This window comes from Acinetobacter colistiniresistens, assembly GCF_000413935.1.
Classification (GTDB): domain Bacteria; phylum Pseudomonadota; class Gammaproteobacteria; order Pseudomonadales; family Moraxellaceae; genus Acinetobacter; species Acinetobacter colistiniresistens.
Genome location: NZ_KE340383.1, coordinates 257037 through 281927, shown reverse-complemented (window position 1 = coordinate 281927; position 24891 = coordinate 257037). Strand labels below are relative to the sequence as shown.

The following is a 24891-nucleotide window of genomic DNA, read 5'->3' as shown; positions in this document are numbered from 1 at the left end:
AGTATTAACCTTTCATCGGTTCAGGCTCTTCAATAGAATTGCCATTTTCACTTTCAGATATCTGTTTATCCGTAGGAGATTCTGTTACTAACGCACCTGAACAATCGATAGGATGAGTATCAAAAGGACATTGAAATATCCAATATTTACGGAACCCTATTAAATATGCTGAATATGGATAAGAGGATTGCTCATCAATTGTACATAAAGTATCTAATGTGAACTGCGTCATAGACGCTGCAAGAGCCGTTACATCTGCATCTGATGCAATATATGTTTGGTTTTGTGTTTGAAAGCAGTAATTATTAACTTTGCCTTCTGGGATTGGTTCCAACGTTTGTAAGACACCATAAATATGATTGCGAAGCTCTAAAGGTGAGGCATCTAACGTTGGGCGACTACGGGCCATCATTGCTCCACCACCGCCACCAAAGATTTCACCCCATACCATTGGTATATGTTTTCTTTTAGCAATTGCAGCTAAGGTTAGAAATGTATGTGAGCTTGCTGTCGCATCAATAATCAGATTACATGTGGCAATGGCATTAGCGATATTGGAATTTAAATGAGGATTTTCCTGTCCACCAATTTGCATTTCATACGTTTCAACTTCTATGTCTAATACTGTTCGTTTTAATGCTCTTTCAACAGCATGGGTTTTAGCAAAGCCAACATCTAACCAGCTGAGTTCATTACGGACAAGATTGTGTGGGGCCAGAATATCATCATCAATAAGTAGAAAGTTTTTACAGCCCGACCGTGCCAGTGAAATTGCAATTTTACTTCCTAACGATCCAAGACCTACAATTGCTATCCTTGTATTATTGAGATGGCTAAATTGTGCTGGCAATCTTTGATTCTGATCATCATGTAGATTAATAGCAGGATAACTTACGAAAAGTGGTGCTGTATTATTAATCAAGAATAGTTCCAAGTTACCCTTTAAGTCATATAACAATATAGGCTGTATGGAATTTGTGAATTCCTCTTGAGCAGGCCATAAATTGCCTAAAAAGGATTCTAATGAAACTCGGTCATTTACGGATTCCTTTAATTGAGGAACAGAATCAATTCGTATCGCCCATCCAGACAATTCAAATCTTTCATTAGAAAATGATGGTACGATGTCAGGTAGAGGTTTGTTCTGAATATTTGTTGGAACAATAACGGTTTTGTCTCGAAAGCTTGAGATGGCAATCTTAAAGTCCATTTTCTCAGAATCACTACCCAAGAGTATGTGACGTAACATAGGTGTTTCAATGAACCTTTCTGAAACACCTCTTAATTTTTGACCTATTGTTTCAGAATGCCTAGATGGTACAGGTTCTACATTCATCTCCAATACAGTCATTGCATCTGTTAATAAAAGAAGCTGGGCACTTCTAACTAGATCCACTCCACTGATATTGGTATTCCAATTATCTGGGCCATATTCTAGACACAGCACTCCTGAACCACCATACTGGTGCAAGATACTCCATCTTTCACCAGATTTTTGTGGGCGTATATATGCTGGTAGCTCTGGGAAAAGCTCTGGATATACTAAAACACCATTAAAATCTATAGTTCCTATCTTTAGAGAGAAGTTCAAATGCAGTTCATTTGTGTCTGTTGAGTTCCACTCCTGAATCTTAAAACTATTTTTCTCTTTCTCAAGATCAGTCAATAACTGCCGTTCTTGAGCTAGGCGTTCTAATGGTGTTTTTAGCAGTTCCATTACGCAAAGCCTCCTGGTTTATTTGGATAAACAGGGGTTGATGGAAAGGTTAATCCCGCACCTAGAGCAGAACGGATTAAAGAGCTGGCCATATCAGCAGAGTTTGCACTTTTGTGTGATGCCGAACGTGGAAAACGATTACCCAGAACCTGCCGCCATAGGGCTAATGCTTTATCATCATCTGTTTCATTTAAGGCGTTTCGTGCAATAACAGCTTGTTCTTCTACCTTTTCATAAAAAGTTTTGAACTCATCTGCTGTAACCGCAGAAAAAACATTATTGCCTGCAACACCAGGATCTTCTAAATGTGGAATTATGCCTAGTGACGCATAAATCCCATAAGAATCCCTGATCGTTTCTAAAAGATAAACAAACAACTTTTCATAGTTGGATTCGTAGTAATTCATATGCTTGGCAACCAGGCATTCTAAAATGAATCCTTTTGGTCTTTTTAAATCAGACAAGTTCTCACGACGCCACCATTTAAATAGCTTCACAAGAGGCTTAAATCGACCATTTGCATTTTTATTCACCTCAACAGTCCACTCGGTATGGGCTGGAGGGTTGGTAACTAGCCATTCTTCAAGATGAATGTCTGGAATCAGATAGCCGCCATATCCATCTGAAATGATAGGGACAACATCCATATCAACTTTTTTCAACTTAACATTTACTGAACGACGGTTAACGGTAAGATCGGTATATCCAATATCCTTTAATGCAGTATGTACTGCATCAAGGACAATTTGAGGATCATCATTAATTGTGTGATTTGTAAGGGCAATAATATCTACATCTGGCCTTTGTGTGATTCCGCCTATGGTAGTCGGACGTACTGCCGTATTTCTTTTATAAGAACCTGATAAGAATGTATGCACATGTACTTTGCTGAATTCATTATGCACTTTTAAAGCATCACGAAGCGTATTATGTGCGCTTGAACAATCATTAACCGTTGTTGTAGATGGTTCAATATCGGAAAGTAGGTCAAGAAACTGCTGTTGAGTTGTCATAATTCTCTCTGAGCCCATGTACTAAAATGGGGCATAAAATTAAGTGCGATCAGAAAAATTAAGTAACGTACTGCTGTGAACTTTGTTGCATAGCAGTAGGTTATTTAACCTTGTTTACGATATTGAGTTTGAGTTATCAGGATCATCCGATTTTTTATTACGGATAGCATCCTTTTCTTCTTTCAATGGCCGAGTTCTGGGAAATTTAAAATATCCAGTTGGATGGACAATAATTTTTCCAGATTTATGGCGATAAGATTTACAAAACACGAAGTCTTGATTTTCGGTAGGCATTGTTAGCCCTCCTATTTTGGCGGCTCGTTTTTCAGGGCGCATACCAAAATAAGCGGGTAAATCTTGAGATTTACGGGCCTAAATGTTAGAATGGGGTTCTGACAGCCAGATCTAACATGAGGTATGCGTAGGGCTTAGAGCCATATGCCTTTCCTGTGTGAAAATCTATCAAGCCGACTCTACCCAATAGAGTCGGCTTTTTAATTTATGAAACCATCTCAATAGTCTCCATTGAATCTAGGTCAAAATAATATAGTTTTTTAAAGTCATCTTCATATAAGTCAAATAATTGAGATAACTCACTAATGACAGATGTTGATGTTTTTTTTGCATCTATTGCGTAGTCAAAGAGCATTGAAGCTACTCTATATGTCGGTTCTCGATCCAATTCATTTGGTTCAACTTTACGATAACCACGCATAGCCATCTGCCGCCATAAATTGGCACTTTGACTTGAAGTTATAGTTCCTAACTCTGACGCCCTATAGATTAAGGCTGCCATTGAGGTTTTCCATTCCTTTTTAAGTCTTAGATAGTGAGCTAAATTAGTTGAACCTAATTGATCAATAATTTTTTCTTCTGGCATTAAGAATTCGGCAGCAAAGTCATTTGCTTCTTTTTCCATGAACTCAGATGGCTCTTCATGGAGGACCAAATGCCCAAGTTCATGTGCTAGTGTGAAGCGTATTCTGTCATTTGGCTGGTTTGCATTTAGAAATACACATGGAGACACACCATGCATTTTTAAGGATACGCCATCAACATTGTTATCTTTAAAGTCGCATAAAAAGACTAAAACCCCTGCATCTTCCACAGTGGCAGTTAGGTTTTCAAGAGGTTCATTCCCTAATGCCCACAATGACCTAAGTTTTTTAGCAGCTTCTTGAGGAGTGTTTATATCTAGGCCAATTTTAAAAGTTGGTAAGGAATTTTTTCTTTTTGGCACATTTGTGAATAATTCTAATGTTTGTACATGGCCCATTTTTAACATCATTTCAGCATTCATGCGGCTCAATGCTTTAGCTGTGGTAGAGCTTTTTTTTCTGTATGCATGCAAACTAATTGGCAGTGCATTTAGCTTTTCAATATGTTCGAAAAATCGTATAGGGAAATGTAGGGCATTGGATAGATTATGGATAACTTCATCGGAGGGTTTTAAGTCCCCACTTTCAATTTTAGATAATGAAGCCTGGGTAATAGACTGTCCCATTTCAGCAATTAGTTCAGTTTGACTAAGACCACGAAAGTTTCGTGCAATACTAAGCATGTCAGGATTGAAATGAGTCATATTCACCTCCAAGATGATTGACTTACAGATCAAGTTAATCGAATAATAACTGAACAGAAAAGAGTATGCAAATTTTTCTTCAAATTATTCCTAAAATGTTTCGTTTTAATGGGTTTAAGCTTGTTTTTATGCATATATAGTGTTTTTTGTTTTTATGGATACTATATATAGTGTTTTGGTTTTTACATTTTAACATGTAAATTTCCTGAAAGAAGTATGTTTACGTCAAGATACTAAAATATGAAACCTAACATAGATCTCTTATAGTTCAAGAATGGTTAAAGGTCCCCCAAAAACAGCACCAGTATCGATAAAAAAACAATTCTGATGCTTAACAGGTTCCTTGACTACAGTATGGCCGAAATAAATTTCATCAACTCCCGTTACAGTCTTATAGATAGGATTGTATGTACTAAAACGGACACGTCCTCTATGCCATAATGCAATTTGCATGGCAGATTGTTCACCTTCAATGAAGTAGTTATTTTTAAGAACCTCTTGTTTGAAATTATCCCAGTCATTGATATGTATATCTGCATGCACAAAACCATAAACTTTATTATTATGATGAATTTCAAGAATGATCGGTAAATTGAGACACTGTTCAACAACAATTTGTTGTTGAACAGTAGGTAGCTTATATAACCAGTCTCCACCATGATAAGCATGCATTTCTTTCATTTCATTATCAAAAGTTGCTTCAATACACATCTGTTCATGATTGCCACGGATTGCTTTAAACCAGGGCTCATTAATAAGACTTAGGCATTCAAGATTTTCTTGGCCGCGATCAACCAAATCTCCAACGGAGACCAATAAATCCTGCTGAAAGTTAAATTCTAGTTCTTCTAACTTATTCATAAGTAATGTATAGCAACCATGTAGGTCACCAACTACAAAAAGCCGACCTCGAATAGGTTTTGTATAGAACTCTACTAAGTTAGAACCTAAATCTACTTCTCTCATAATTATCCAATTGTTTAATATCAAAGTCTTCATCAAACAGGGGGAGTTTGAATAGATTGATTCTCCTTTTAATTGGACATTTGATCTTTATGTGGGGTTTTATTCTAAAATAAACGAATGTAAGTAATGGAACACAGCTAAATGAATGCACAATTAGAAGTGATGTCAGATCAGGAATTAAATAAATATGAACAAGAGCTCCTTGCTAAATGGACACCGAGAGTGGCGCTTGAAGCTCAAATTGATAGACTTAATTCTCAACGATCTGAATTGTTAGAAATTTATCACAAATTAAAGAATCCAAGGCATCCACAAAATACAAGATTGATCCATTCAATAAAGTCATTAAAACATAAGTTAGAGGACTTTGAAGATGAATTAGATGATCTTATTCAGGATGGTCAATTCAAGCAACATTAAAAATATTTATAACTACCTTATTTAGTTAGGATCTATTTTCTTCTTACTTATCAGATTATTTGTCGCATAGTTGTTTGTAATGTCGCATAGTTCTTTGGAAATGACAGCCACCACCGACCAATGCAATGGCAGATGCAGTATGGTGCGGTGCTCGGAAAGGCCGTTGACCAAAAGTATGTTGTGCATTGGCGACGGAGTAAATACTGGCGACTTCAAGATTCTCACGTGCATTGAGCGGAGGCAATATAGAGGGCAGTCGTGATGCCAGCAAGGTTTTCCCTGTCCCCGGTGGTCCTTTAAACAGTAATGAATGTCCACCAGCCGCTGCAATTTCCAAGGCACGACGTGGGCGAAGTTGACCTTTAACATCGGCCAGATCAAATTGATAGTAGGAGGCAGCTGCGGTTGTTCTTTGTGGTGCAGCTTGAATCTGGGAATTGCCCGAAAAATGTGCACAAACCTCTTGTAGATGACCGGCTGCATAGACTTCAAATTCTGGAAGCTGATTGGCTTCATCCAAATTTGCCGTCGGCAGTAGTAAGCGATGTTGTGCTTGTTGGCAGGCCATCGCAATGGTTAAAGCCCCTGAGATTGGGCGTAAATGTCCATCCAGTGCCAGTTCACCAATAAATTCAAAGCCCTCAGTACTCTGTTCAGGGAGTTGACCTGATGCAATCAAGATACCGAGTGCAATGGGTAAGTCGAGTCGGGAACCATCTTTGGGTAAATCTGCAGGTGCTAAATTGATGGTTAAACGTTTGGTTGGAAACTGAAAACCGCTATTAATAATGGCGGAGCGGACACGATCTTTACTTTCACGCACTGCGGCTTCAGGCAGGCCGACAATCGTTAAAGAAGGCAAGCCTGCGCTGATATGTACTTCAACTTCGATTTGTGGGGCATGTAGCCCCAATAGGCCTCTTGTATAAATCTTGGCAAAAGACATCTTATTATTGTTCCATTATAGTGCTTTATTTTTAATCATTTTTCAGTGCGATATGCACCAAGTTGGTGCTATTTTTTATGCTGAATAACCTCTTCCAGTATTTTCATCTGCTGTTGAAGTTCAGCAAGACGCTGATTCGCAGTATTCAAGGCATTCCTTTGGCGATCCAGTTCTTGCTTCGAGACAAGGTCCAATTTTTCGATGCTTTCATTCAATAGCGCACGTAAGTTCTTTTCTAAATCTTTTTTAGGTTGATCAACTTGTTGCAAAATTGCCTGTAAAAGAGTCTCAATCATAAAGTGCTCAATCGGTTATGTATATTTGCTGCCCAGTGTATCACTGCTTCTGCTAATCCTCTAGCACAGTTCGGGCCAGATGCTTGAGTGACTTATCAATCCAGTGAAACAGGCGTAAATGAAACTTATTTTCGATGCACTATCTACATCTTCAAGGCTAAATAGGTTATAAAGAAAGCTTGTGCCCAATATTTGAATCCCCCCCAACCTTTAAATATTGGCATGAAAATTGAACATAAAACCTTACTGGTGAAATAAGCCGAAGGAAAACAAACATGAAGCTTGTAACTGCAATTGTAAAACCATTCAAATTGGATGATGTGCGTGAAGCACTCTCTGAAATTGGTGTTCAAGGGATTACCGTAACTGAAGTCAAAGGTTTCGGACGTCAAAAGGGTCACACAGAACTGTATCGTGGTGCAGAGTATGTGGTTGATTTCTTACCGAAAGTAAAGATTGAAATAGCAATTAGCGATGAGATGGTGGACGCGGTCATTGAGTCGATTACTCGTGTCGCAAGCACAGGCAAAATTGGTGATGGAAAAATCTTTGTCACCAATTTAGAACAAGTGATCCGTATTCGTACGGGTGAGACTGGGCCAGATGCTGTCTAAATTGGCACAAACTTTGCTGAGTTAGAAAGAATAGAAATAGCTCGCGAAATCAGGTTGGGGGACACGAATGAAAAAAATGCTTATGGCGCTCAGTCTATCTGGCGCACTCTTAGGTGGTTCGGCGGCAGTTTGGGCAGAAGACGCGGTATCTAGCCCTGCGGTTGAACACACGGTAGCAGCTGATACAACGGCTGCACCATCAGAAATTGCTACAACAGCTGCGGCAGCCCCTGTCGAGGTAACACCAGCACCTGCTGCGACAGCAAAACTGGATACAGGCGATACAGCGTGGGTTCTTGTTTCAACAGCATTGGTTCTGTTGATGACGATTCCTGGTTTGGCGCTGTTCTATGGTGGTATGGTTCGTAAGAAAAACGTACTCAGTACCATGATGTTCAGCCTCTCTGCTGCGATTCTAGTAAGTTTAATCTGGGTGATTGCCGGTTACTCATTGGCATTCTCTGGTTCAGGCGCATACATTGGCGACTTGGGCAAGGCAATGCTGAATGGCGTGGCCTTTGATGCGCTGAATGGCACCATTCCTGAAAGTTTATTTGTTATTTTCCAAATGACCTTCGCCATTATTACCGTTGCGATTATTAGTGGTTCGATTGCTGATCGTATGAAATATTCAGCATTCATGGCATTTATCGCAGTTTGGGTGATTTTGGTGTATGCACCCATCACACACTGGGTCTGGGCTGCTGATGGCTGGTTATTCAAAGCAGGTGCATTAGACTTTGCGGGTGGTACTGTTGTCCATATCAACGCCGGTGTGGCAGGTTTGGTTGCTGCTTATATGTTAGGTAAACGTACGGGTCTTGGCCGTGAATCGATGGCACCACATAACCTGACTTTAACTGTGATCGGTGCGAGCTTGATTTGGGTCGGTTGGTTCGGCTTTAACGGGGGTAGTGCTTTAGGTGCGGGTGCACGTGCAAGTATGGCCATTTTAGTGACTCAAGTTGCTGCTGCCGCTGCTGCATTCTCTTGGCTCATTGTCGAACGTCTGATTCGTGGCAAAGCATCGGTACTGGGTGGTGCGTCTGGTGCGGTGGCGGGATTGGTTGTGATTACGCCTGCTGCGGGTTTCGTCGGTGTTGGCGGTGCGTTAATCATGGGTCTCATCGGTGGCGTGGTGTGCTTCTGGGGTATTACTGCATTGAAACGCCTACTTAAAGCCGATGATGCCTTGGATGCATTTGGGTTACATGCAGTGGGGGGGATTGTGGGTGCGATTCTGACCGGTATCTTTTATAGCGATGAAATTATCAAAGCGGCGAATGTAGCACTTGCACCAACCTTTATGGGGCAATTGTGGGTGCAAGTTGAAGGTGTATTGGCAACCATCGCGTATAGTGCAATTGTGACCTTTATCATCCTAAAAGTGATCGATTTGGTGATTGGTATTCGTGTCAGCGCAGATGATGAGCGTATGGGTCTTGACCTGAGCCAACATGGCGAACGTATCGAATAATCGGCACAACATGCGATTTAAAAAACAGCCCCATCGGGCTGTTTTTTTATGCTTTTAGGGTACTGGTTCTGCAATTGCAGAAACTTTGCTACACTTAAGCAAAGAGAGTAAATAATCACGCAACTATGCATTGTCCATTTTGTAACGCCGCTGATAGTAAAGTCATAGACTCGCGTTTGGCTGCCGAAGGCTGCCAGATTCGTCGTCGTCGTGAGTGTGTCATTTGTGGAGAGCGTTTTACCACCTTTGAAAGTTATGATGTGGTGATGCCGCGTGTGATCAAATCCGACGGTAAAAATGAGCCTTTTGATGAGGCCAAGCTACGTCGCTCCCTTATGCATGCCTTACAAAAACGTCCAGTCACGCAAGAGCAAATTGAAACGGTACTCAGCGATATTCAATCACAGATTCGTCGTCTGGGCGAGCGTGATGTAAAATCAAGAACCATTGGTGAAATTGTCATGCAGGCTTTGTTTGCCCTAGACCATGTTGCTTATGTTCGCTTTGCCTCTGTCTATCAAGATTTCCAAGATGTAGAAGCATTTCGCCATCAGATTGAGCAAATGCAACAACGTGAAAATGAAGCTTAAATTAGAGAGACTATGTCTGAGTTAACCCAAGAACACTTATCTGAACATCAGCACTGGATGCAACAGGCCATTGCTTTGGCGCGACGGGGTCAATACTCGACCAAGCCAAACCCGAATGTCGGCTGCGTTATTGTGAAAGAGGGTCAGTTGATTGGCGAGGGCTATCATCCTAAAGCAGGCCAACCTCACGCTGAAGTTTTTGCTTTGCGCCAAGCGGGTGACAATGCCAAAGGTGCAACGGCGTATGTCACCTTGGAGCCATGTGCACACTATGGCCGAACGCCACCATGTGCCGAGGCATTAGTCAAAGCCCAAGTGAAAAAAGTGGTAGTGGCGTGTTCAGACCCAAATCCGTTGGTTGCAGGCAAGGGCGTTCAAATATTACAAGCGGCAGGCATAGAGGTTGAAACGGGCGTGTGTGCAGAAACTGCGAAAACGCTCAATTTGGGCTTTTTAAAAGCCATGTCTACAGGTTTGCCCTATGTGCGTTTAAAAATCGCTTCCAGTCTTGATGGTCGTACTGCGATGGCTTCGGGTGAGTCAAAGTGGATTACAGGCACGGCAGCACGTCAAGATGTACAGCACTGGCGTGCTATTTCAGGCGCGGTGATGACGGGGATTCAAACTGTTTTGGCCGATGATTGTGAACTGAATGTACGTGCATTAGACGGGATAGATCTGAGCACGGTGGTTCAGCCCAAACGTATTGTGCTTGATCGTCAAGGACGGCTCCCGCTTTCAGCCAAGATTTTACAAAATCCTGAAACTGTCATGGTGATGACACCATTTCGTCAAGAACTTGCAGATTTAGGCGTGATACAATTGTCAGTACAGCCTTTAAATCAATTATTGCAGACCTTGGCCCAACACTATCAAATTTATGATGTATTGGTTGAGGCTGGTGCAACCTTATCGACTGCCTTTCTGCAGCAAGGGCTGGTTGATGAAATGATCAGTTATGTTGCACCCACTTTGCTTGGTCAATCTGCCCGGGCAATGTTCAATGCTGAATTTAGCAAAATGGCAGAGCAGCTGCGTTTTGAATTGGTTGATGTAACCCAACTTGGGCAAGACATTCGCCTAAGATTGCTCCCTATCCAAGAGATGATATGAATCCAGAACCATCGGTTTATCACAAACGTCGTCATGCCGCACGTACGACAGACGAATATCTTTTTCATCAGTTAGTGCCTTATCTGGGCAATAAGCGTCGACTGCTTCATCTCATTTTAGAGGCACTCGAGATTACAGGCACACTGAACAGCAAGAAAAAGAATCCACCGATTTTTGCGGATTTCTTTGCGGGGAGTGGCGTTGTCTCGCGTTTGGCACGTCAGAATGGTTATCGTGTGATTGCCAATGACTGGGAACCCTATAGCCACGCATTGAATCATGCCATTTTAGCTTGTGTAGATGCACCTGCTTTTAAAGAACTGGGTGGCTATCAAAAAGCCATTGATTATCTGAACCGTTTGCCTGAGGTCAAAGGTTGGGTCACACATAACTTGTGTCCGCGTAATGATGATGTCTATGACCCTGCTCGTGACCGTTTGTTCTTCAAACGCCGTAACGGCATGCGTATTGATGCGATTCGCCAGCAGATTGCAACATGGCAAGCCCAAGGTGCCATCAATGATGTGGAAATGAGTGCGTTATTGGCGCCGCTGTTGTATTCGGCAAGTTTTGTCAGCAATACCAGCGGTGTCTTTAAAAGTTTCCATCAGGGCTGGGGTGGACGTACCCAAACGGCTTTAGAGCGGATTGAATCACTCTTGTGGCTGACACCGAGTCGTTTTTGTGAAATTGGTGACCCTAAACGGCCTGCCGCAGAAATGTGGTGTGTAGATGCACAGCATCTCGCCAATCAGATGAGTGGTTTTGAGGTCGATGTGGCCTATCTCGATCCGCCATATAACCAACATGCCTATAGCAGTAATTACCATGTCCTCAATGCGCTGACCTTATGGGATCAGGTGGATTTACCTTCACCCGATACCAAAGGCTTTAAGAGCGGGATTGATCGCGCATGGCGTAAAGAGCGTCCAAGTCCTTATAACTCGTCAAAATATGCCAAAGAGGCGTATGAAAAGTTATTGGAAACCATTAATGCCCGCTATATTTTGACCAGCTATTCGACTGATGGAAATATCGAACCGAAAGACTTGCTCACCGCCAATTTAAAACGCGGCAAAGTGACTCTGCTAACACAAGATGTTCCGCGGTATCGTGTAAGTAAACAACGTCAATCGGATCGCGCACGCGTACTTGAGTTTATTGTGATTACCGATACTCATGCCAAATCAGGTCCGCCGTTGCGACAGTTGCTGGGTCAGTTATATCACTTTGCTGAACTAGGCGGGGTGGATACCACTGGCAATAGTACTCAGCTAGCACTTTGGTAAGTGAAGTCGAACACCACTTTGGATGACAAAGTGGTGTTTTTGTATCCAATTTCAAGCCAGCATCGGATAATTAGATAAAATAAATCGGTTTATAAGATAACTGCTTGTTTTTATAATAAAAATACATCAAATTTTAGTGGATTTATATGTTCTTAATCATTTGTTTTGACCTGCATATTTTTATTTTAAAAATCTTAAATAAATAATTTAAACAAAGCTTTAGGTTTTATTTTTTAATCTTTTTTATAGTCTTCATCATCTAGTTTCTGGATCATAATTTTTTGATCAATCGTTTAAAAAATTACCAAATCATATTGACCCGTTTTGAAAATAAATATAGTTTGCCGAGCTTAATTTAGGGTCTTGCCTATTTGCAGCGATGACCAAGAGAGGTTGTTATGAGTCGCTCGGAACCCACCTTATTGGGGCAATGTGTAGCTGAATTTTTTGCTACCGCAATTTTTTTATCATTTGGTATTGGTGTGGTGGCTGCACTTAAACTTGCCGGGGCAAGTTTAGGTCTGTGGGAAATCAGCATTGTGTGGGGCTTGGCTGTAGCATTGGCGGTCTATTTATCTGCTGGTATTTCGGGAGCTCATCTTAACCCTGCGGTGACCATCGCATTGGCATTGTTTGCTGGCTTTGATAAGCGCAAGGTGCCGTTTTATATTATTTCACAGGTGGCAGGTGCAGCTGTGGGTGCGCTGTTGGTTTATAGCTTGTATAGCAATCTCTTTGTGGATTATGAGCAGACTCACCATATGGTGCGTGGCAGTGTCGAAAGTCTGGAACTGGCGGGAATTTTCTCGACCTATCCACATCATTTGCTCTCGATCGGGCAGGCTTTTATGGTGGAAATGTTTATCACCATGTTACTGCTCTGGTTGATTATGGCGATTGGCGATGACAGTAATGGCTTGCCGCGTGGTGCTTTGGCGCCGATCTTGGTGGGTTTGCTGGTGGCAGTGATTGGCGCTTCTTTTGGTCCACTCACGGGCTTTGCCATGAATCCTGCACGTGATTTTGGTCCGAAAATTGTGGCTTATTTCACCGGTTGGGGACCTGTCGCATTTACTGGTGGTCGTGATATTCCTTATTTTATCGTTCCAATCATTGCACCAATCGTGGGGGCTTGTTTAGGTGTGTTAGGCTATAAACTATTCTTTAGTCATTTCCTTGTCCATCAAAAAGCAGAACCACAATCATCTGCTGAAAAGCAAGTGTCTGAAATGCAATAAAGACCAGATGAATCATGAGAAGGGCGATCAGGTGATGGCCCTTTTTATTTGCCTGTGTTTGCACTGCACATGCCTTGTTATCTCGGGTTCTTTGCTTTAAGGTATCTTCTTTACAGTGCTACATACTGCAATAAAGATAGGTTGAAACTCCCATGTTTACAGGCATTATTGAAAGTTTAGGTAAGGTTGAGAGCCTACAAAGTGTAGGTGGTGATGTCCGTTTGCGTATTCAAACTGATTTGGATATGTCTGATGTACATTTGGGGGACTCGATTGCGACCAATGGAATCTGCCTGACCGTGATTGAATGGGGCGAGAACTGGTATGCGGCTGATGTTTCGCGTGAGAGTTTAAACCGGACTACACTGGGTCAATGGAAAGTCGGCCAAGCGGTCAATGTCGAAAAAGCGATGCTGCCCACCACACGATTTGGTGGACATATTGTCAGTGGTCATGTCGATGGCCTAGGTGAAATTAGCTTGGTTCGTCATGATGCACGTTCACTCTATTTTGAAGTGACGGCTCCGGTTGAGTTAGCCAAATACTTGGCAGAAAAAGGCTCAGTCACGGTCGATGGGATTAGTCTGACCATTAACCATCTGCGTGGCAATATTCTGAGTTTGAATTTAATTCCACACACTGCTGAGCGTACCAATATTGGTACCTGGCAAGTCGGCAGCAAAGTCAATTTGGAAGTGGATGTATTGGCGCGTTATATTGAGCGTTTATTGTTGGGTGATAAGGCCGCAGAGCAAAAAACTGAGTCGAATATCAGTATGGCATTCCTGGCTGAAAATGGTTTCTTAAAATAAAAATTTATCTATAAAAAAGCCCTGTTTAAACAGGGCCTTTTTATTATTTTTCGTCCGAAAAGTCACTATTCTTCAGGACATACTCAATTTCATCTTGCGCCAGAGCATGCAGTTTGGATCGGAATACCGTCACTGCTTGCTCAATCAAAGCTTCGGCTTCGAGCTCGAGTCGCACACGGACACTTTCTAGCTCAGATAGAATTTGCTGATCGTCAATCGTGACAGTTTGGCCATGTGCATAATCCACACTTGGCTGTTCTGGATTGGTTTGATAGCGTTCAGTCTGTTGAGCAATTTCCTGATCGATGTGTCCACGTAGTGCAACGAGGTTCTCAGTCTGCTGTTCAAACTGGCGTGCTTCATCGGCTTGCAGTTGCGCAGCATAAGCTGCTTCAGCTGCGCGTTTTTCAGCTAAAGCTTTTTCCAAAGCCTGTTGTTTGCGAATACGTGCTTGTTCAATCAGTTCTGCTTTAAGGTCTGCATAGGCCTGATCAATATGTTGCTGAGAACGTTGTTGAGCTGTTTCTTCGTGTTGAGTCCAATTTTGAATCGACGTTTGTGGTAATAATAGATCACAGATACGTGCTAAATCGTCCTGATAGGTCTGACGAACAGCCTCAGGTGCATTTAACCAACGTTTTTTAAAGTCCTGACCTACATTTAATGCCACAAGACACTCCTTAAATGATGTTCTTGGTTGTCGATTTATAATTTAAATGTTCGAGGTTCAATGCCTAAACGACGATACATTTTAAATTTTTCCCGCCCGATTTGTTTCGCAGCTTCATTATTTTCAATAATCTCGATAATGTGGCGAAAATCTTGAGTTTGTTCAAGTGCATGATTGTTAAAATTAAACACGATCCAATCACTGGACGGGGGGAGTTCTGCTGAAATACAGACGGGACTCGTCACTTGATCGATACCGTGTGGAATGAAACTGACTGGATCAAAGCGCCAAAGCAGTTCATCCAGTTCAGTTTGTAAATCTGCATCTGTGCAATACCACCAAATCTGGGGGTGCTGATTTAGAATCTTCCGACATAAACGGCAAGCACTTTCGACTTGCCGTTCTGCACTGTTTTCAAAGAGATAAAAGCTGATTTGCGCCATCTTTTAGTTTTTCGTTGCAACACGATTAGCTAAAAATTGCATCAATAGCGGTACTGGGCGACCCGTTGCACCTTTGGCTGTTCCAGATAACCACGCTGTTCCTGCGACATCAAGATGTGCCCAACGATAATCACGAGTGAAACGCTCTAAGAAACACGCCGCTGTAATTGCACCGCCATAAGGTCCGCCAATATTGGCAATATCAGCAAAAGGCGAGTCGAGTAATTCTTGATACTCTTCCATCACTGGCATACGCCATACACGGTCCAGTGACTGTTCACCTGCGTGTTGCAACGCTTGCGCCAGTTCATCATCGGGTGTGAATAAGCCGCTGACGACTTTCCCAAGCGCAACCACGCAAGCGCCTGTCAGTGTCGCGATATCAATCACCAACGCAGGATTAAAGCGTTTAATGTAGGTTAAGGTATCACACAGCACCAAACGACCTTCGGCATCAGTGTTGAGGATTTCAATGGTTTGACCGCTCATACTGGTCACAATATCACCCGGACGAGTGGCATGGCCTGAAGGCATATTTTCAGCAGCTGCAATTGCTCCGACCACATGAATCGGCAGTCGAGCTTCACAAAGCGCTTGCATGGTACCCAATACAGAGGCAGCACCACACATATCAAACTTCATTTCATCCATGCCTAAGCCAGGTTTTAATGAAATACCACCAGTATCGAAAGTCACGCCTTTACCCACAAGTACGACAGGAGCCTGCTCAATTTGGGCATTGTATTCCAGTGTGACAATACGACCTGGACGATCTGAACCTTTGCTGACCGCAAGGAAAGCATACATGCCCAAATCCGCCATTTGCTGTTCATCCAACACAGTCACTTTTAACAAGTCTGGATATTGTGCAGCAAGGGCAAGCGCTTGATCGGCCAAATATTCAGGGAAACAGATATTGCCCGGGCGGTTGCCTAAATCACGGGCATAGCTTTGACCCGATTGAACTGCTTGCAGCAGATTTAACTGCGCATCATCCAAAGTTGTTTGATTGGCAATCAGGTGAATGGTGTCTAGAGTAAATTCATTCTTTTTCGATTTGAATTCGTCATAGCCATAAGCCGCTTGGGTCAGACTGAGTACAAATAGAGAATGTAAATCTGTCGGGAGGGCAGATAGATCAACACTAATTTGTTTAAATTTATTTTGTGATGATTTGATAATGCTTTGTGCAAGTTTTGCTAATTTTGTCGCTTTCAACTCAGTACTTTTTCCAAGACCTAGGAGTTGTGCATTGGCTTGAACGGCAATATTTGCAATCAGGGGCAAGTTTTCGTTAAACCCTGCCTTGAACTGCGTTGCGTTGAGTGTTTCTTCTAGATGATTGATTTGATAAGTATTTAAGTTCTGTTGTAATTGTTCTGAATCAACCAAAATCCACAAAGATTCGCTAGACGCCTGAGCTGGGAATGCGTTTTGAAGTGTAAATTTCATTGTTTGTATAGAACCTGGTGAGCAAAAAAGAAAGAGAAGTCCATTAAACACTTTCGGATATGAGGTTGCAATCCGCAACAAGCGATAGGTTTTATATTTTTAACATTCGGGTAAACTAGCGTTACCTTCAATTGGTCTTTTTGGAAGTATTACTTTGATTATTCGGCGTTATCTCGTCAAACAAGTGGTTTCGACATCTCTCGTGGTCATTGGTTTATTAACCTTGATTATGATGGGTGGTCGTTTAATCAAGTATTTTGGCGTTGCGGCTCAAGGCCGCTTAGATGCAGGGATTTTATTTAGCATTATTGGCTACCGCCTGCCTGAGTTTTTGACGTTAATTCTTCCTTTGGGCTTCTTCATTGCATTGATGCTGGTATTTGGTCGTCTTTATGTTGACCATGAGATGGCGGTTTTAAATGGCAGCGGTGTAAGTCGTAATCAATTGGCTCGGTTATTGTTACCTATGACACTGGTGTATCTGGTGGTACAAACCAGCCTGATGATTTGGATGGGACCATGGGGCTTAAGAGAGTTTGAAAAGCTGACCAGCACGCAGGCTGTCCGAACGGGTTTTGATTTGGTGAGACCCAAAGAGTTTATTTCTTCGGGGCCATATACCATTTATGCAGGTTCGCTGTCCGAAGACCGTAAGAATCTTAAAGATATTTTCTTCTACCAAAAAGCCAAGCAAGAAGACAAACCAGATGTGATGATTCTGGCCAAAGAGGCGACCCGTGTCGAAGTTGCCAATGACACGGCGAATGTTGTGGATTTGGTGCAAGGGCGCCGTTACGAGATCTATCCAAACCAGCCACGCTATACTCAAGCTGAGTTCCAGTCGTACCGTTTACGTCTGGAAAGTGATAAAGATGTAAAATTTGAAAGTGATGATGTGGAAGCATTGCCGATTTCTAAATTATGGCAGCAACGCGATGATTCGGTGGTACGTAGCGAACTGGGTTGGCGGATCTTTGGTCCCTTTATTATTATTGTCGGTTTGATGCTTGCAGTCGCGCTGTCAGAGGTGAGTCCGCGTCAAGGGCGTTATTATCGTCTGATTCCTGCGATTTTTATCTTCGCCAGCTTAATTGTGTTAATGATTGCGATTAAAACCCGAATCAGTAAAGAAGAATTAGATCTTTGGGCTTATCCTGTTGTTCTTTTAGTTTATGCCATTGCTGCAGCAATTTTTGCGCGTAAACAGAAATTGGCACCAAAACTTAAGAAAAGTATTCAGCGAGTGGGGTTGTAATGTTAGCACGTCGAATAGTCGCCAAACATGTGACAAAAACCACCGTTCTCGCAATGTTGGGAACCACGTTGGTACTATCTTTCTTACAAGTTTTATTTACCTATCTGGGTGAGTTGGGCTCGCTAAAACCGAATTATAATGCTTGGCAAGCGTTCCTGTATGTGATGTGGGGCGCACCTCATTATCTGTATGAAATTCTGCCTGTTGCGGCATTAATCGGTTCGGTTCTGGGGCTGGGGGCACTTGCATCGAATAGTGAATTGATTGTGATGCGTTCGGTCGGCATTAGTTTATGGCGGATTGTTGGCTGGGTGATGCGCTCAGCATTACTGTTAATCGTCCTGTCTTTTGTCTTGAGCGAGTGGGTCATTCCCTATACCAATGAACAGGCACAAAGTATTAAGAAACAACGCAGTGTCGCTGCTCTGGGAGAAGTAAAAGGCTATTGGTCACGTGAGGGGCAACGCTTTATTTATATTGATTATGCCAATTCACATGGCCAGTTGCGTAATATTCAAACCATCGATTTTGACCAGAACTATCGCTTGCAATCTTTTGTGAGCGCAGAAAAGGGACAGTTTCTTAAAGATGGGGAGTGGGTGTTATCGCAGTCCCATCAAATCGATTTATTGGCGCAAGGTGATGCCATTAAAACGGATCATGAACAGCAATCACTTGGTTTGGCCTTACAGCCGAAATATGTGCATATGGTGACATTAGATCCAGAGGATTTATCTCCTAGCCAATTGATTAGCTTCATGCGTTACATGGAAGAATATAGTCAGGTGCCAAAGACCTATGAATTGGCTTTTTGGCAGAAAATCACCGCACCGTTTTCTTTAATTACACTGGTCTTGATTGCCTGCTCCTTTATTTTTGGCCCGTTGCGCCAACAGTCGATGGGTTTCCGTTTGGTGATTGCGTTATTTACTGGATTGGGTTTCTTCTATTTACAAGATTTCTTGGGCTATGCCAGTCTGGTTTATGCGCCATCTCCAGCATGGTTTGTGCTATTGCCTGTAGTGCTGATCTTTATGATTGGTAGCTATCTGCTCTATCGGGCACGCTAATCTTGATGGACAGGTTCTATGATCGGTATTGATGAAAGCCATCGAGAGATCATAGAGAATTCGATTAAATTTCGGTAAAATAGACCGATCAAATGACAAACAGAGAGTCCATTATGACGGATGCAAATGCTGGCAAAATTCCTCACGTTCTGGTAATCATGGATGGTGTAGGACATCGTGAAGCTGTTGACGATAATGCTTTTTTAGCGGCAAAAACGCCAAATCTTACTGCGATGAAAGCCAAGCATCCAAATAGTCTAATCTCGGGCTCAGGTGAAGATGTTGGCTTGCCTGATGGTCAAATGGGCAACTCTGAAGTCGGTCATATGAATCTTGGTGCAGGTCGTGTGCTGTATCAGGATTTTACCCGAATTACCAAAGATATCCGCACGGGTGCTTTTTTTGAGCATGAAGTGTTAGTGGATGCTGTTGAGAAAGCCAAAGCCGCGAAGGGTGCCGTGCATGTGATGGGCTTGTTGTCAGAAGGTGGCGTACATTCGCATGAAGACCATATTGTGGCGATGTGTGAATTGGCTTTAAAACGTGGTGCAACCGTGTATTTGCATGCCTTTTTAGATGGTCGTGATACCCCACCCCGTAGTGCAAAACCCTCATTAGAAAAATTAGATGCTTTATTTGCACAGTATCCAAATCAGGGGCGTATCGTGTCGATGATTGGTCGCTACTTTGCGATGGACCGCGACAATCGTTGGGACCGTGTTGAACAAGCCTATCGTTTAATGACGGAAGGTGAGGCAGTCCGTGTTGCCAATTCCGCAGTTGAGGGCTTGGAACTTGCCTATGCCGCGAACGAAAATGACGAATTTGTCAAAGCAACCCGCATTGGTGAAATGACCAAAGTCCAAGACGGCGATAGCGTTGTCTTTATGAATTTCCGTGCCGATCGCGCGCGTGAAATTACCCGGGCCTTTGTTGAAAAAGATTTTGCAGGTTTTGAACGTAAAGTCGTACCCCATTTATCGAAGTTTGTGATGCTGACTCGCTATCAAGCCAGCATTAATGCGCCTGTCGCTTATATGCCAGAAGAGCTGAAAAACTCGATTGGCGAATATTTATCAGATTTAGGCAAAACCCAATTGCGGATTGCTGAAACTGAAAAATATGCACATGTCACCTTCTTCTTCAGTGGTGGTCGTGAAGATGAATATCCAGGCGAAAAACGGATTCTGATCCCGTCTCCGAATGTTGCGACTTATGACTTAAAGCCTGAAATGAGTGCTTATGAAGTCACGGACGAATTAGTGAATGCGATCAATTCAGGTGAGTTTGACCTGTTGGTCGTGAACTATGCTAATGGGGACATGGTTGGACACACAGGCGTATTTGATGCTGCAGTGAAAGCAGTTGAAACGGTCGATACCTGTCTTGGTCGTGTTTATGATGCCGTGATGGCAAACAAAGGGCATATGTTAATTACTGCAGATCATGGTAATGTAGAGCAGATGCAAGACTATGACAGCGGACAAGTTCATACGCAGCATACCACTGAATTGGTGCCGTTTATTTATGTGGGGCCAACACAAGCAACGATTGCCGAAGGTGGTGTACTGGCTGATGTTGCGCCAACATTACTCCATTTGATGCACATTCCTGTACCTTCTGATATGCAAGGCAAGAATTTAATTACTTTAAAATAAGGTGAAGCAATGACCCAGCACAACAACATTTACCGAGCGATCTGTGCAAGTTTGTTGATGTGTTGGGGCCATAGTCTTTTTGCGGCGCCTGTAACACACGCTTCGGGATGGGGTGATGAGGCGCCTGCTCAAAATGCAGAAGTCCCGATTGAGTCGATTCAACAGTTTGTGCAGATCTATGGCATTGTCAAAGATAACTATGTTGATAAAAAATCGGATGATGCTTTATTTCAACAAGCAATTAAAGGTCTGGTCAGTGGTCTGGATCGTTATTCCCGTTATTTATCTGCAGAAGAATATCGCCAACTGATTCAATATACAGAAGGTGATCTCGCCTCAGTCGATTTTAATTTAAATTATGATGCCCATGCCAAGTCTTGGCAGATTCAAGATTTAAAAGCAGGTTCGGACTCGAGCAAGTTGGGTCTCCGCAATGGACAAGTGATTCTCAAGGTCGATAATCAGGAACTGAAGAGCTTAAACCAAGATCAGGTTCAAGGTTTACTTTACGGTTCAATCGGCAGTACTTTACAGATACAGCCAGAGAATAATAGCAGTACGGTGATTTTGGTTCGTAATAAAAAAGTTGAAACTGATATTGAACCTGTTCTGTTACACAATCAGGTCTTGGTGCTGAAAATACGTGTTTTTCAACAAGATACTGCCAATGAAATTAAACGTTTGATTGAAGAGTATAGTTCCACCAAGCTGAAAGCGGTGGTATTCGATTTGCGTAATAATCCAGGTGGTTTACTTTCGGCTTCGGTTGAAGCGGCAGATTTATTTTTAAACCAAGGGATTATTGTCACCACTAAAAGCCGTTCGGAAGGCGATCAGCAATTCCAAGCGTTACCCTCTAATGAATTTCAGAACATGAAATTAGGCATTTTGATCAATCGACGTTCTGCTTCTGCGGCTGAGGTTTTTACCGCAGCGATGAAGGAACATAAGCGTGCTTGGGTGGTGGGGGAAACCAGTTATGGTAAAGGGGTGGTACAAAAGCTCTTTCCATTACCAAGTGGTGCGGCGCTACAAATGACGGTTTCGCACTACTACACGCCAAATGGCAATATGATTGAAGGGCAAGGGATTCAACCCAATCAAATTGTTCCGTTAACAGCAGAAATGAAAGAGGATGCTTACCTCGAACATGTAACTGACTTGGTATTAAAAAGTCGGTATTAAAAAACATTATAAAAAATAAGGCCCTGAAAATCGGGGCCTTGTTTTTGATCATTCTTCGTCTTCGGTATCTAAGCCGAATTTTTTCAGCCGATAGCGTAACGAACGGAAAGTCATACCTAACTTTTTCGCTGCTAAAGTCCGATTCCAATGGGTCAGGTTGAGTGCGTTGAGGAGAATTTCTTTTTCAATATTCTCTAAATAACGCTCCAAGCCTTCAGGTGGAAGTTTCTTTGAGCTCAGTGTGGTGCTGGCAGAATGTTGAACTGGTTCAGCTTCTTCTACAGGCGCAGTAGAAAACGAAGCGGCTGGATTGGCCAATGTGTTCCGCAAAGGTGCGGTCTGTAAATGGGCCAAATCAATGTTGTCATCATCACTAAGGGTAATGGCACGTTCAATAATATTGCGTAATTCGCGCACATTGCCTGGGAAATATTGCTGCAATAAAAATTGTTCTGCACGTGCAGAGAGTGATTTTGCGGGTAGATCCCATTCTTGGCTAATCTTTTGAATAAAGTGATTGGCCAACAGCAAAATATCTTGCCCACGCTCACGTAAAGGTGGCAGTACGATATCCATCACATGAATACGGAAGAACAAATCTTGACGGAAGCGGCCTTGCTGAACTAACAGCTCTAAATCTTGGTGGCTGGCACTAATCACGCGAAAATCCACATCAATTTCTTGATCTGAACCTACGGGACGAATTTTCTTTTCCTGAACAGTACGCAGCAGTTTGACCTGCATATTTAGCGGTAATTCAGCAATTTCATCTAAAAATAAACTGCCACCATGAGCAGACAGAATCAAGCCTTGCTTGTCTTGAGTCGCACCAGTAAAGCTGCCTTTTTTATGCCCGAACAGCTCACTTTCCATCAATTCAGTCGGAATCGCACCGCAGTTGATGGCAATGAAAGGCCCTTCGCTACGGTTACTCAGGCGGTGTACCAGATTTGCTACCACTTCTTTGCCTGTGCCAGATTCACCGGTAATGAATACTGGGGCTTGGGAGCGTGCAATTTTCTTTAACGCAATGCGCAGTTGCTGAATGGGTGCGGAACGCCCGATTAATAGCTTGTTTTCTAAGGCCGTCTCTGCCGCTTCTTGTTCAGGCTGCGGGCGGTTCAGTGCTTTCTGGATCAATTGATCCAGATGCATTTGGTTGACAGGTTTGCTGACAAAGTCGAATGCGCCTGCTTTGAGTGCAGCAATCGCGATATCCATATTGCCATAAGCTGTTAATACGGCAATTGGCGTGTTGGGATAGTTTTGTGTTACATGTTTGACCAGATCCAAACCATTTCCATCAGGAAGATTTAAATCTGTTAAACAGGCATCGTACTGGAATTCAGTAAAGAATTTTTTAGCCTGTTCGACCCGATAGGCGAGATGTGTTTTAATGCCCATACGCGCCAGCGTCATCTGCATTAAAAGACATAAATCTTCTTCGTCGTCTACCAATAAGACGAGTGGTTGTTTTGTTGCCATTTCCCCGAGAAACCTAATCTAATCAATGAATTTTTGAGCATTCAATCCTGAAGCATGCTCCTTGTTGTCGCTCTATATAGGTGAGCTTTGCATGATTTGCCTCACAAAAAGTATGAGACAGGTACAATCCTAAACCAGTTCCCTTAATTTCGGTACTAAAAAATGGTTTGAACAGTTGAGAAATATCTCGTTTTGAGACACCCGTCCCAAAATCGATGACATCGATACAGGTTCGCCCATCTTTTAGCTGGACCTCAACTTCAATATAAGGGGCATCGGTCGAATTATGTCGCAGTGCATTTCGAATTAAATTGATCAGCACTTGGCGTAATTGTTTTTCATCAAACAGAATACTGAGCTGTTCAGCCTGTTTCAGTTGAATACGATGTTTGGCATCGGCTAGATCTTCATTCAGCAGACTTGCAAAGAAAGCGCTTAACTCAATGACTTGAGGTTCTGTTGGCTTATTCCGTGCCATGGCGAGTGTATCTTGCACAATATTATCAATGCGTTTGGCCTGTTTGCTGATCATGTGAGACAGCATGCTCAGCTGATGAGCATCACTGTCTTTTAATAACTCATTGGCTTGTACAATAGCCGCCAATGGATTGCGGATTTCATGGGCAATACTGGCTGAAAGCTGACCCAAGGCGGCCAGTTTGAGCTGTTGAACTTGTTGTGTCAGTTTTTGTGCATCTTTTAAAACTAATAACACTAAGGCTTGTTCAGGTACAACCAGATGTTTGACCCGAACATTGATGGTGTATGGGCTCTGTTGTGACTCAAAACTGAACTCTTCGCCATCTTCAAGCTTGCTGAATTGGATCAGTTCAAACAAGTCAGGCTGTAACTTGATCAGCGGTGTTTTTTCCAAAGAGGTCGGCAGATGAATCCCTAACAAGGTATTGGCTGCAGGATTGGTTAAGACGATATGATTGCTTTCGTCAAGGACCAAATAACCATCTTCGATCTGTTCAAGAATATAGCGGTTAATATTCTGCAGTTGATGAATTTCAATTGACTGATTGAACGTCAGGGTTTCTAAGATTTTAAAACGTTGTACAGCAATACGACCAATGGCGTGTACGACAAAAAATAAAAATGCCAGAAAAACACTATTACCGAGATGCGTTAAATTATTGGCATCAAAGAAGTCACCTAAAAAGCGTTGGTAAACCACCATGATGACGGCAAATAAAGTAATGATCAGTGAAAGATGTGCATTGAGTAAAAGGGCTGAAGAAAAAATAATAATGACATAGAGCAAGCTCAGTTGCAGATTGGGGCCACCCGAAGCAAAGGTAATTAAACTGAGACAAATCACATCGATTAGAAAAATAAAAATCAGTTGCTTGGAGATGTGTATCGGAACAAGTTGTAGTAAAGCAAGCTGAAAAATATTGAAGGTGATATAGCAAATTAAAGTATAGAAATATAAAAAAGGATAAACATAATTACCCGAAAGCTGTTCGGCAGTCAGTAAATAAATTAATAGCAGGCTAACGGCAATAATAAGCCGGTAGCCACTATACCAAACGCCTAATCGATAGATGGTCTGAGAGACCGATGTTGCTATTTTCCCTAACATAGGCGATGACTA

General features: G+C 42.4%; 23 protein-coding genes and 1 pseudogene. 12 read left to right on the top strand and 12 right to left on the bottom strand.

The genetic code is table 11. The features are described from left to right. Window positions 1-4 precede the first annotated feature (4 nt). The 5 genes from F907_RS01185 to F907_RS01205 all read right to left on the bottom strand — a co-directional run bounded on the left by F907_RS01185 (window position 5) and on the right by F907_RS01205 (window position 5278). Window positions 5-1717 (bottom strand): ThiF family adenylyltransferase, encoded by a 1713-nt coding sequence (locus tag F907_RS01185; RefSeq protein ID WP_004756392.1) that lies wholly within the window; start codon window positions 1715-1717, stop codon window positions 5-7. Continuing rightward, window positions 1717-2730: an SMODS domain-containing nucleotidyltransferase gene (locus tag F907_RS01190; RefSeq protein WP_000211631.1), complete on the bottom strand. Its 1014-nt coding sequence runs from the start codon at window positions 2728-2730 to the stop codon at window positions 1717-1719. Before F907_RS01190 ends, F907_RS01185 begins: the two co-directional genes overlap by 1 nt. Window positions 2731-2844: 114 nt before the next feature. Beyond that, a complete protein-coding gene (locus tag F907_RS01195; RefSeq protein WP_001141890.1) occupies window positions 2845-3024 on the bottom strand; it encodes a hypothetical protein in 180 nt (59 codons plus the stop codon). A 205-nt stretch (window positions 3025-3229) separates the two neighbouring features. Beyond that, a complete protein-coding gene (locus F907_RS01200; RefSeq protein ID WP_000148670.1) occupies window positions 3230-4312 on the bottom strand; it encodes a helix-turn-helix domain-containing protein in 1083 nt (360 codons plus the stop codon). A 261-nt stretch (window positions 4313-4573) separates the two neighbouring features. Then, window positions 4574-5278, bottom strand: coding sequence for a metallophosphoesterase (locus tag F907_RS01205; RefSeq protein ID WP_001209420.1), 705 nt, complete (start codon window positions 5276-5278; stop codon window positions 4574-4576). 141 nt (window positions 5279-5419) lie between these two features. Here F907_RS01205 and F907_RS01210 point away from each other — a divergent pair, with 141 nt between their 5' ends. Next, on the top strand, window positions 5420-5698 hold the full coding sequence (locus tag F907_RS01210; protein ID WP_000993734.1) for a hypothetical protein: 279 nt from the start codon (window positions 5420-5422) through the stop codon (window positions 5696-5698). A gap of 100 nt (window positions 5699-5798) precedes the next feature. On the opposite strand, the pseudogene F907_RS01215 reads toward F907_RS01210, so the two are convergent. Both F907_RS01215 and F907_RS01220 read right to left on the bottom strand, forming a co-directional pair. Next, window positions 5799-6644: pseudogene (locus F907_RS01215) on the bottom strand (YifB family Mg chelatase-like AAA ATPase); the annotation flags it as partial. A 68-nt stretch (window positions 6645-6712) separates the two neighbouring features. Further along, on the bottom strand, window positions 6713-6940 hold the full coding sequence (locus F907_RS01220) for an accessory factor UbiK family protein (protein WP_005278325.1): 228 nt from the start codon (window positions 6938-6940) through the stop codon (window positions 6713-6715). Between the two features lie 275 nt (window positions 6941-7215). Here F907_RS01220 and glnK point away from each other — a divergent pair, with 275 nt between their 5' ends. From glnK to F907_RS01255, 7 genes are all read left to right on the top strand, one after another. After that, window positions 7216-7554, top strand: coding sequence for a P-II family nitrogen regulator (gene glnK, locus F907_RS01225; RefSeq protein ID WP_004656379.1), 339 nt, complete (start codon window positions 7216-7218; stop codon window positions 7552-7554). Between the two features lie 67 nt (window positions 7555-7621). Continuing rightward, window positions 7622-9031: an ammonium transporter gene (locus F907_RS01230; RefSeq protein WP_016653282.1), complete on the top strand. Its 1410-nt coding sequence runs from the start codon at window positions 7622-7624 to the stop codon at window positions 9029-9031. Between the two features lie 125 nt (window positions 9032-9156). Next, window positions 9157-9621 (top strand): transcriptional regulator NrdR, encoded by a 465-nt coding sequence (gene nrdR / locus F907_RS01235; protein ID WP_004656377.1) that lies wholly within the window; start codon window positions 9157-9159, stop codon window positions 9619-9621. A gap of 12 nt (window positions 9622-9633) precedes the next feature. After that, the gene (gene ribD, locus F907_RS01240; protein WP_016653281.1) at window positions 9634-10734 is read left to right on the top strand and encodes a bifunctional diaminohydroxyphosphoribosylaminopyrimidine deaminase/5-amino-6-(5-phosphoribosylamino)uracil reductase RibD; all 1101 of its coding nucleotides are present in this window, start codon (window positions 9634-9636) and stop codon (window positions 10732-10734) included. Beyond that, window positions 10731-12023, top strand: coding sequence for a DNA adenine methylase (locus tag F907_RS01245; protein ID WP_004656375.1), 1293 nt, complete (start codon window positions 10731-10733; stop codon window positions 12021-12023). Before ribD ends, F907_RS01245 begins: the two co-directional genes overlap by 4 nt. Window positions 12024-12421: 398 nt before the next feature. Then, window positions 12422-13261: an MIP/aquaporin family protein gene (locus F907_RS01250; RefSeq protein ID WP_005278331.1), complete on the top strand. Its 840-nt coding sequence runs from the start codon at window positions 12422-12424 to the stop codon at window positions 13259-13261. A 152-nt stretch (window positions 13262-13413) separates the two neighbouring features. After that, complete coding sequence (locus tag F907_RS01255; RefSeq protein ID WP_005240240.1) at window positions 13414-14073, top strand: riboflavin synthase; 660 nt, start codon at window positions 13414-13416, stop codon at window positions 14071-14073. 43 nt (window positions 14074-14116) lie between these two features. Here F907_RS01255 and blhA read toward each other — a convergent pair whose 3' ends face one another. The 3 genes from blhA to F907_RS01270 are packed head-to-tail and all read right to left on the bottom strand — an operon-like array spanning window position 14117 to window position 16638. Beyond that, complete coding sequence (gene blhA, locus F907_RS01260) at window positions 14117-14743, bottom strand: cell division protein BlhA (protein ID WP_016653280.1); 627 nt, start codon at window positions 14741-14743, stop codon at window positions 14117-14119. Between the two features lie 35 nt (window positions 14744-14778). Continuing rightward, on the bottom strand, window positions 14779-15186 hold the full coding sequence (locus F907_RS01265) for a DNA polymerase III subunit chi (protein WP_016653279.1): 408 nt from the start codon (window positions 15184-15186) through the stop codon (window positions 14779-14781). 3 nt (window positions 15187-15189) lie between these two features. Further along, window positions 15190-16638 carry a leucyl aminopeptidase gene (locus F907_RS01270; protein ID WP_016653278.1) on the bottom strand — a complete coding sequence of 483 codons (1449 nt, stop codon included), beginning with the start codon at window positions 16636-16638 and terminating at the stop codon, window positions 15190-15192. A gap of 154 nt (window positions 16639-16792) precedes the next feature. Between F907_RS01270 and lptF the strand changes: the two genes are divergently transcribed. The 4 genes from lptF (at window position 16793) to F907_RS01290 (ending at window position 21806) form a co-directional block, all read left to right on the top strand. After that, window positions 16793-17893 carry an LPS export ABC transporter permease LptF gene (gene lptF / locus F907_RS01275; protein ID WP_016653277.1) on the top strand — a complete coding sequence of 367 codons (1101 nt, stop codon included), beginning with the start codon at window positions 16793-16795 and terminating at the stop codon, window positions 17891-17893. Next, window positions 17893-18963, top strand: a complete 1071-nt coding sequence (gene lptG, locus F907_RS01280; protein ID WP_016653276.1) for an LPS export ABC transporter permease LptG — start codon at window positions 17893-17895, stop codon at window positions 18961-18963. Before lptF ends, lptG begins: the two co-directional genes overlap by 1 nt. Window positions 18964-19076: 113 nt before the next feature. Then, entirely contained in the window at window positions 19077-20621 is a 1545-nt protein-coding gene (gene gpmI, locus F907_RS01285) for a 2,3-bisphosphoglycerate-independent phosphoglycerate mutase (RefSeq protein ID WP_016653275.1), read from the top strand. Window positions 20622-20630: 9 nt separating this feature from the next. Then, complete coding sequence (locus F907_RS01290; RefSeq protein WP_016653274.1) at window positions 20631-21806, top strand: S41 family peptidase; 1176 nt, start codon at window positions 20631-20633, stop codon at window positions 21804-21806. 48 nt (window positions 21807-21854) lie between these two features. Here F907_RS01290 and F907_RS01295 read toward each other — a convergent pair whose 3' ends face one another. After that, complete coding sequence (locus tag F907_RS01295; RefSeq protein ID WP_016653273.1) at window positions 21855-23291, bottom strand: sigma-54-dependent transcriptional regulator; 1437 nt, start codon at window positions 23289-23291, stop codon at window positions 21855-21857. A gap of 22 nt (window positions 23292-23313) precedes the next feature. Beyond that, window positions 23314-24879, bottom strand: coding sequence for a sensor histidine kinase (locus tag F907_RS01300; protein ID WP_016653272.1), 1566 nt, complete (start codon window positions 24877-24879; stop codon window positions 23314-23316). Window positions 24880-24891 lie beyond the last annotated feature (12 nt).

Excerpts from the sequence above, each read along its gene's own strand:
- F907_RS01185 (WP_004756392.1), bottom strand. The coding sequence starts at position 1,717 with ATGGAACTGCTAAAAACACCATTAGAACGCCTAGCTCAAGAACGGCAG.
- F907_RS01190 (WP_000211631.1), bottom strand. The coding sequence starts at position 2,730 with ATGACAACTCAACAGCAGTTTCTTGACCTACTTTCCGATATTGAACCA.
- F907_RS01195 (WP_001141890.1), bottom strand. The coding sequence starts at position 3,024 with ATGCCTACCGAAAATCAAGACTTCGTGTTTTGTAAATCTTATCGCCAT.
- F907_RS01295 (WP_016653273.1), bottom strand. The coding sequence starts at position 23,291 with ATGGCAACAAAACAACCACTCGTCTTATTGGTAGACGACGAAGAAGAT.
- F907_RS01300 (WP_016653272.1), bottom strand. The coding sequence starts at position 24,879 with ATGTTAGGGAAAATAGCAACATCGGTCTCTCAGACCATCTATCGATTA.
- F907_RS01230 (WP_016653282.1), top strand. The coding sequence starts at position 7,622 with ATGAAAAAAATGCTTATGGCGCTCAGTCTATCTGGCGCACTCTTAGGT.
- ribD (WP_016653281.1), top strand. The coding sequence starts at position 9,634 with ATGTCTGAGTTAACCCAAGAACACTTATCTGAACATCAGCACTGGATG.
- F907_RS01220 (WP_005278325.1), bottom strand. The coding sequence starts at position 6,940 with ATGATTGAGACTCTTTTACAGGCAATTTTGCAACAAGTTGATCAACCT.
- F907_RS01200 (WP_000148670.1), bottom strand. The coding sequence starts at position 4,312 with ATGACTCATTTCAATCCTGACATGCTTAGTATTGCACGAAACTTTCGT.
- F907_RS01265 (WP_016653279.1), bottom strand. The coding sequence starts at position 15,186 with ATGGCGCAAATCAGCTTTTATCTCTTTGAAAACAGTGCAGAACGGCAA.
- F907_RS01250 (WP_005278331.1), top strand. The coding sequence starts at position 12,422 with ATGAGTCGCTCGGAACCCACCTTATTGGGGCAATGTGTAGCTGAATTT.
- nrdR (WP_004656377.1), top strand. The coding sequence starts at position 9,157 with ATGCATTGTCCATTTTGTAACGCCGCTGATAGTAAAGTCATAGACTCG.
- F907_RS01290 (WP_016653274.1), top strand. The coding sequence starts at position 20,631 with ATGACCCAGCACAACAACATTTACCGAGCGATCTGTGCAAGTTTGTTG.
- F907_RS01270 (WP_016653278.1), bottom strand. The coding sequence starts at position 16,638 with ATGAAATTTACACTTCAAAACGCATTCCCAGCTCAGGCGTCTAGCGAA.
- F907_RS01245 (WP_004656375.1), top strand. The coding sequence starts at position 10,731 with ATGAATCCAGAACCATCGGTTTATCACAAACGTCGTCATGCCGCACGT.
- F907_RS01255 (WP_005240240.1), top strand. The coding sequence starts at position 13,414 with ATGTTTACAGGCATTATTGAAAGTTTAGGTAAGGTTGAGAGCCTACAA.
- F907_RS01210 (WP_000993734.1), top strand. The coding sequence starts at position 5,420 with ATGAATGCACAATTAGAAGTGATGTCAGATCAGGAATTAAATAAATAT.
- lptG (WP_016653276.1), top strand. The coding sequence starts at position 17,893 with ATGTTAGCACGTCGAATAGTCGCCAAACATGTGACAAAAACCACCGTT.
- F907_RS01205 (WP_001209420.1), bottom strand. The coding sequence starts at position 5,278 with ATGAGAGAAGTAGATTTAGGTTCTAACTTAGTAGAGTTCTATACAAAA.
- gpmI (WP_016653275.1), top strand. The coding sequence starts at position 19,077 with ATGACGGATGCAAATGCTGGCAAAATTCCTCACGTTCTGGTAATCATG.
- glnK (WP_004656379.1), top strand. The coding sequence starts at position 7,216 with ATGAAGCTTGTAACTGCAATTGTAAAACCATTCAAATTGGATGATGTG.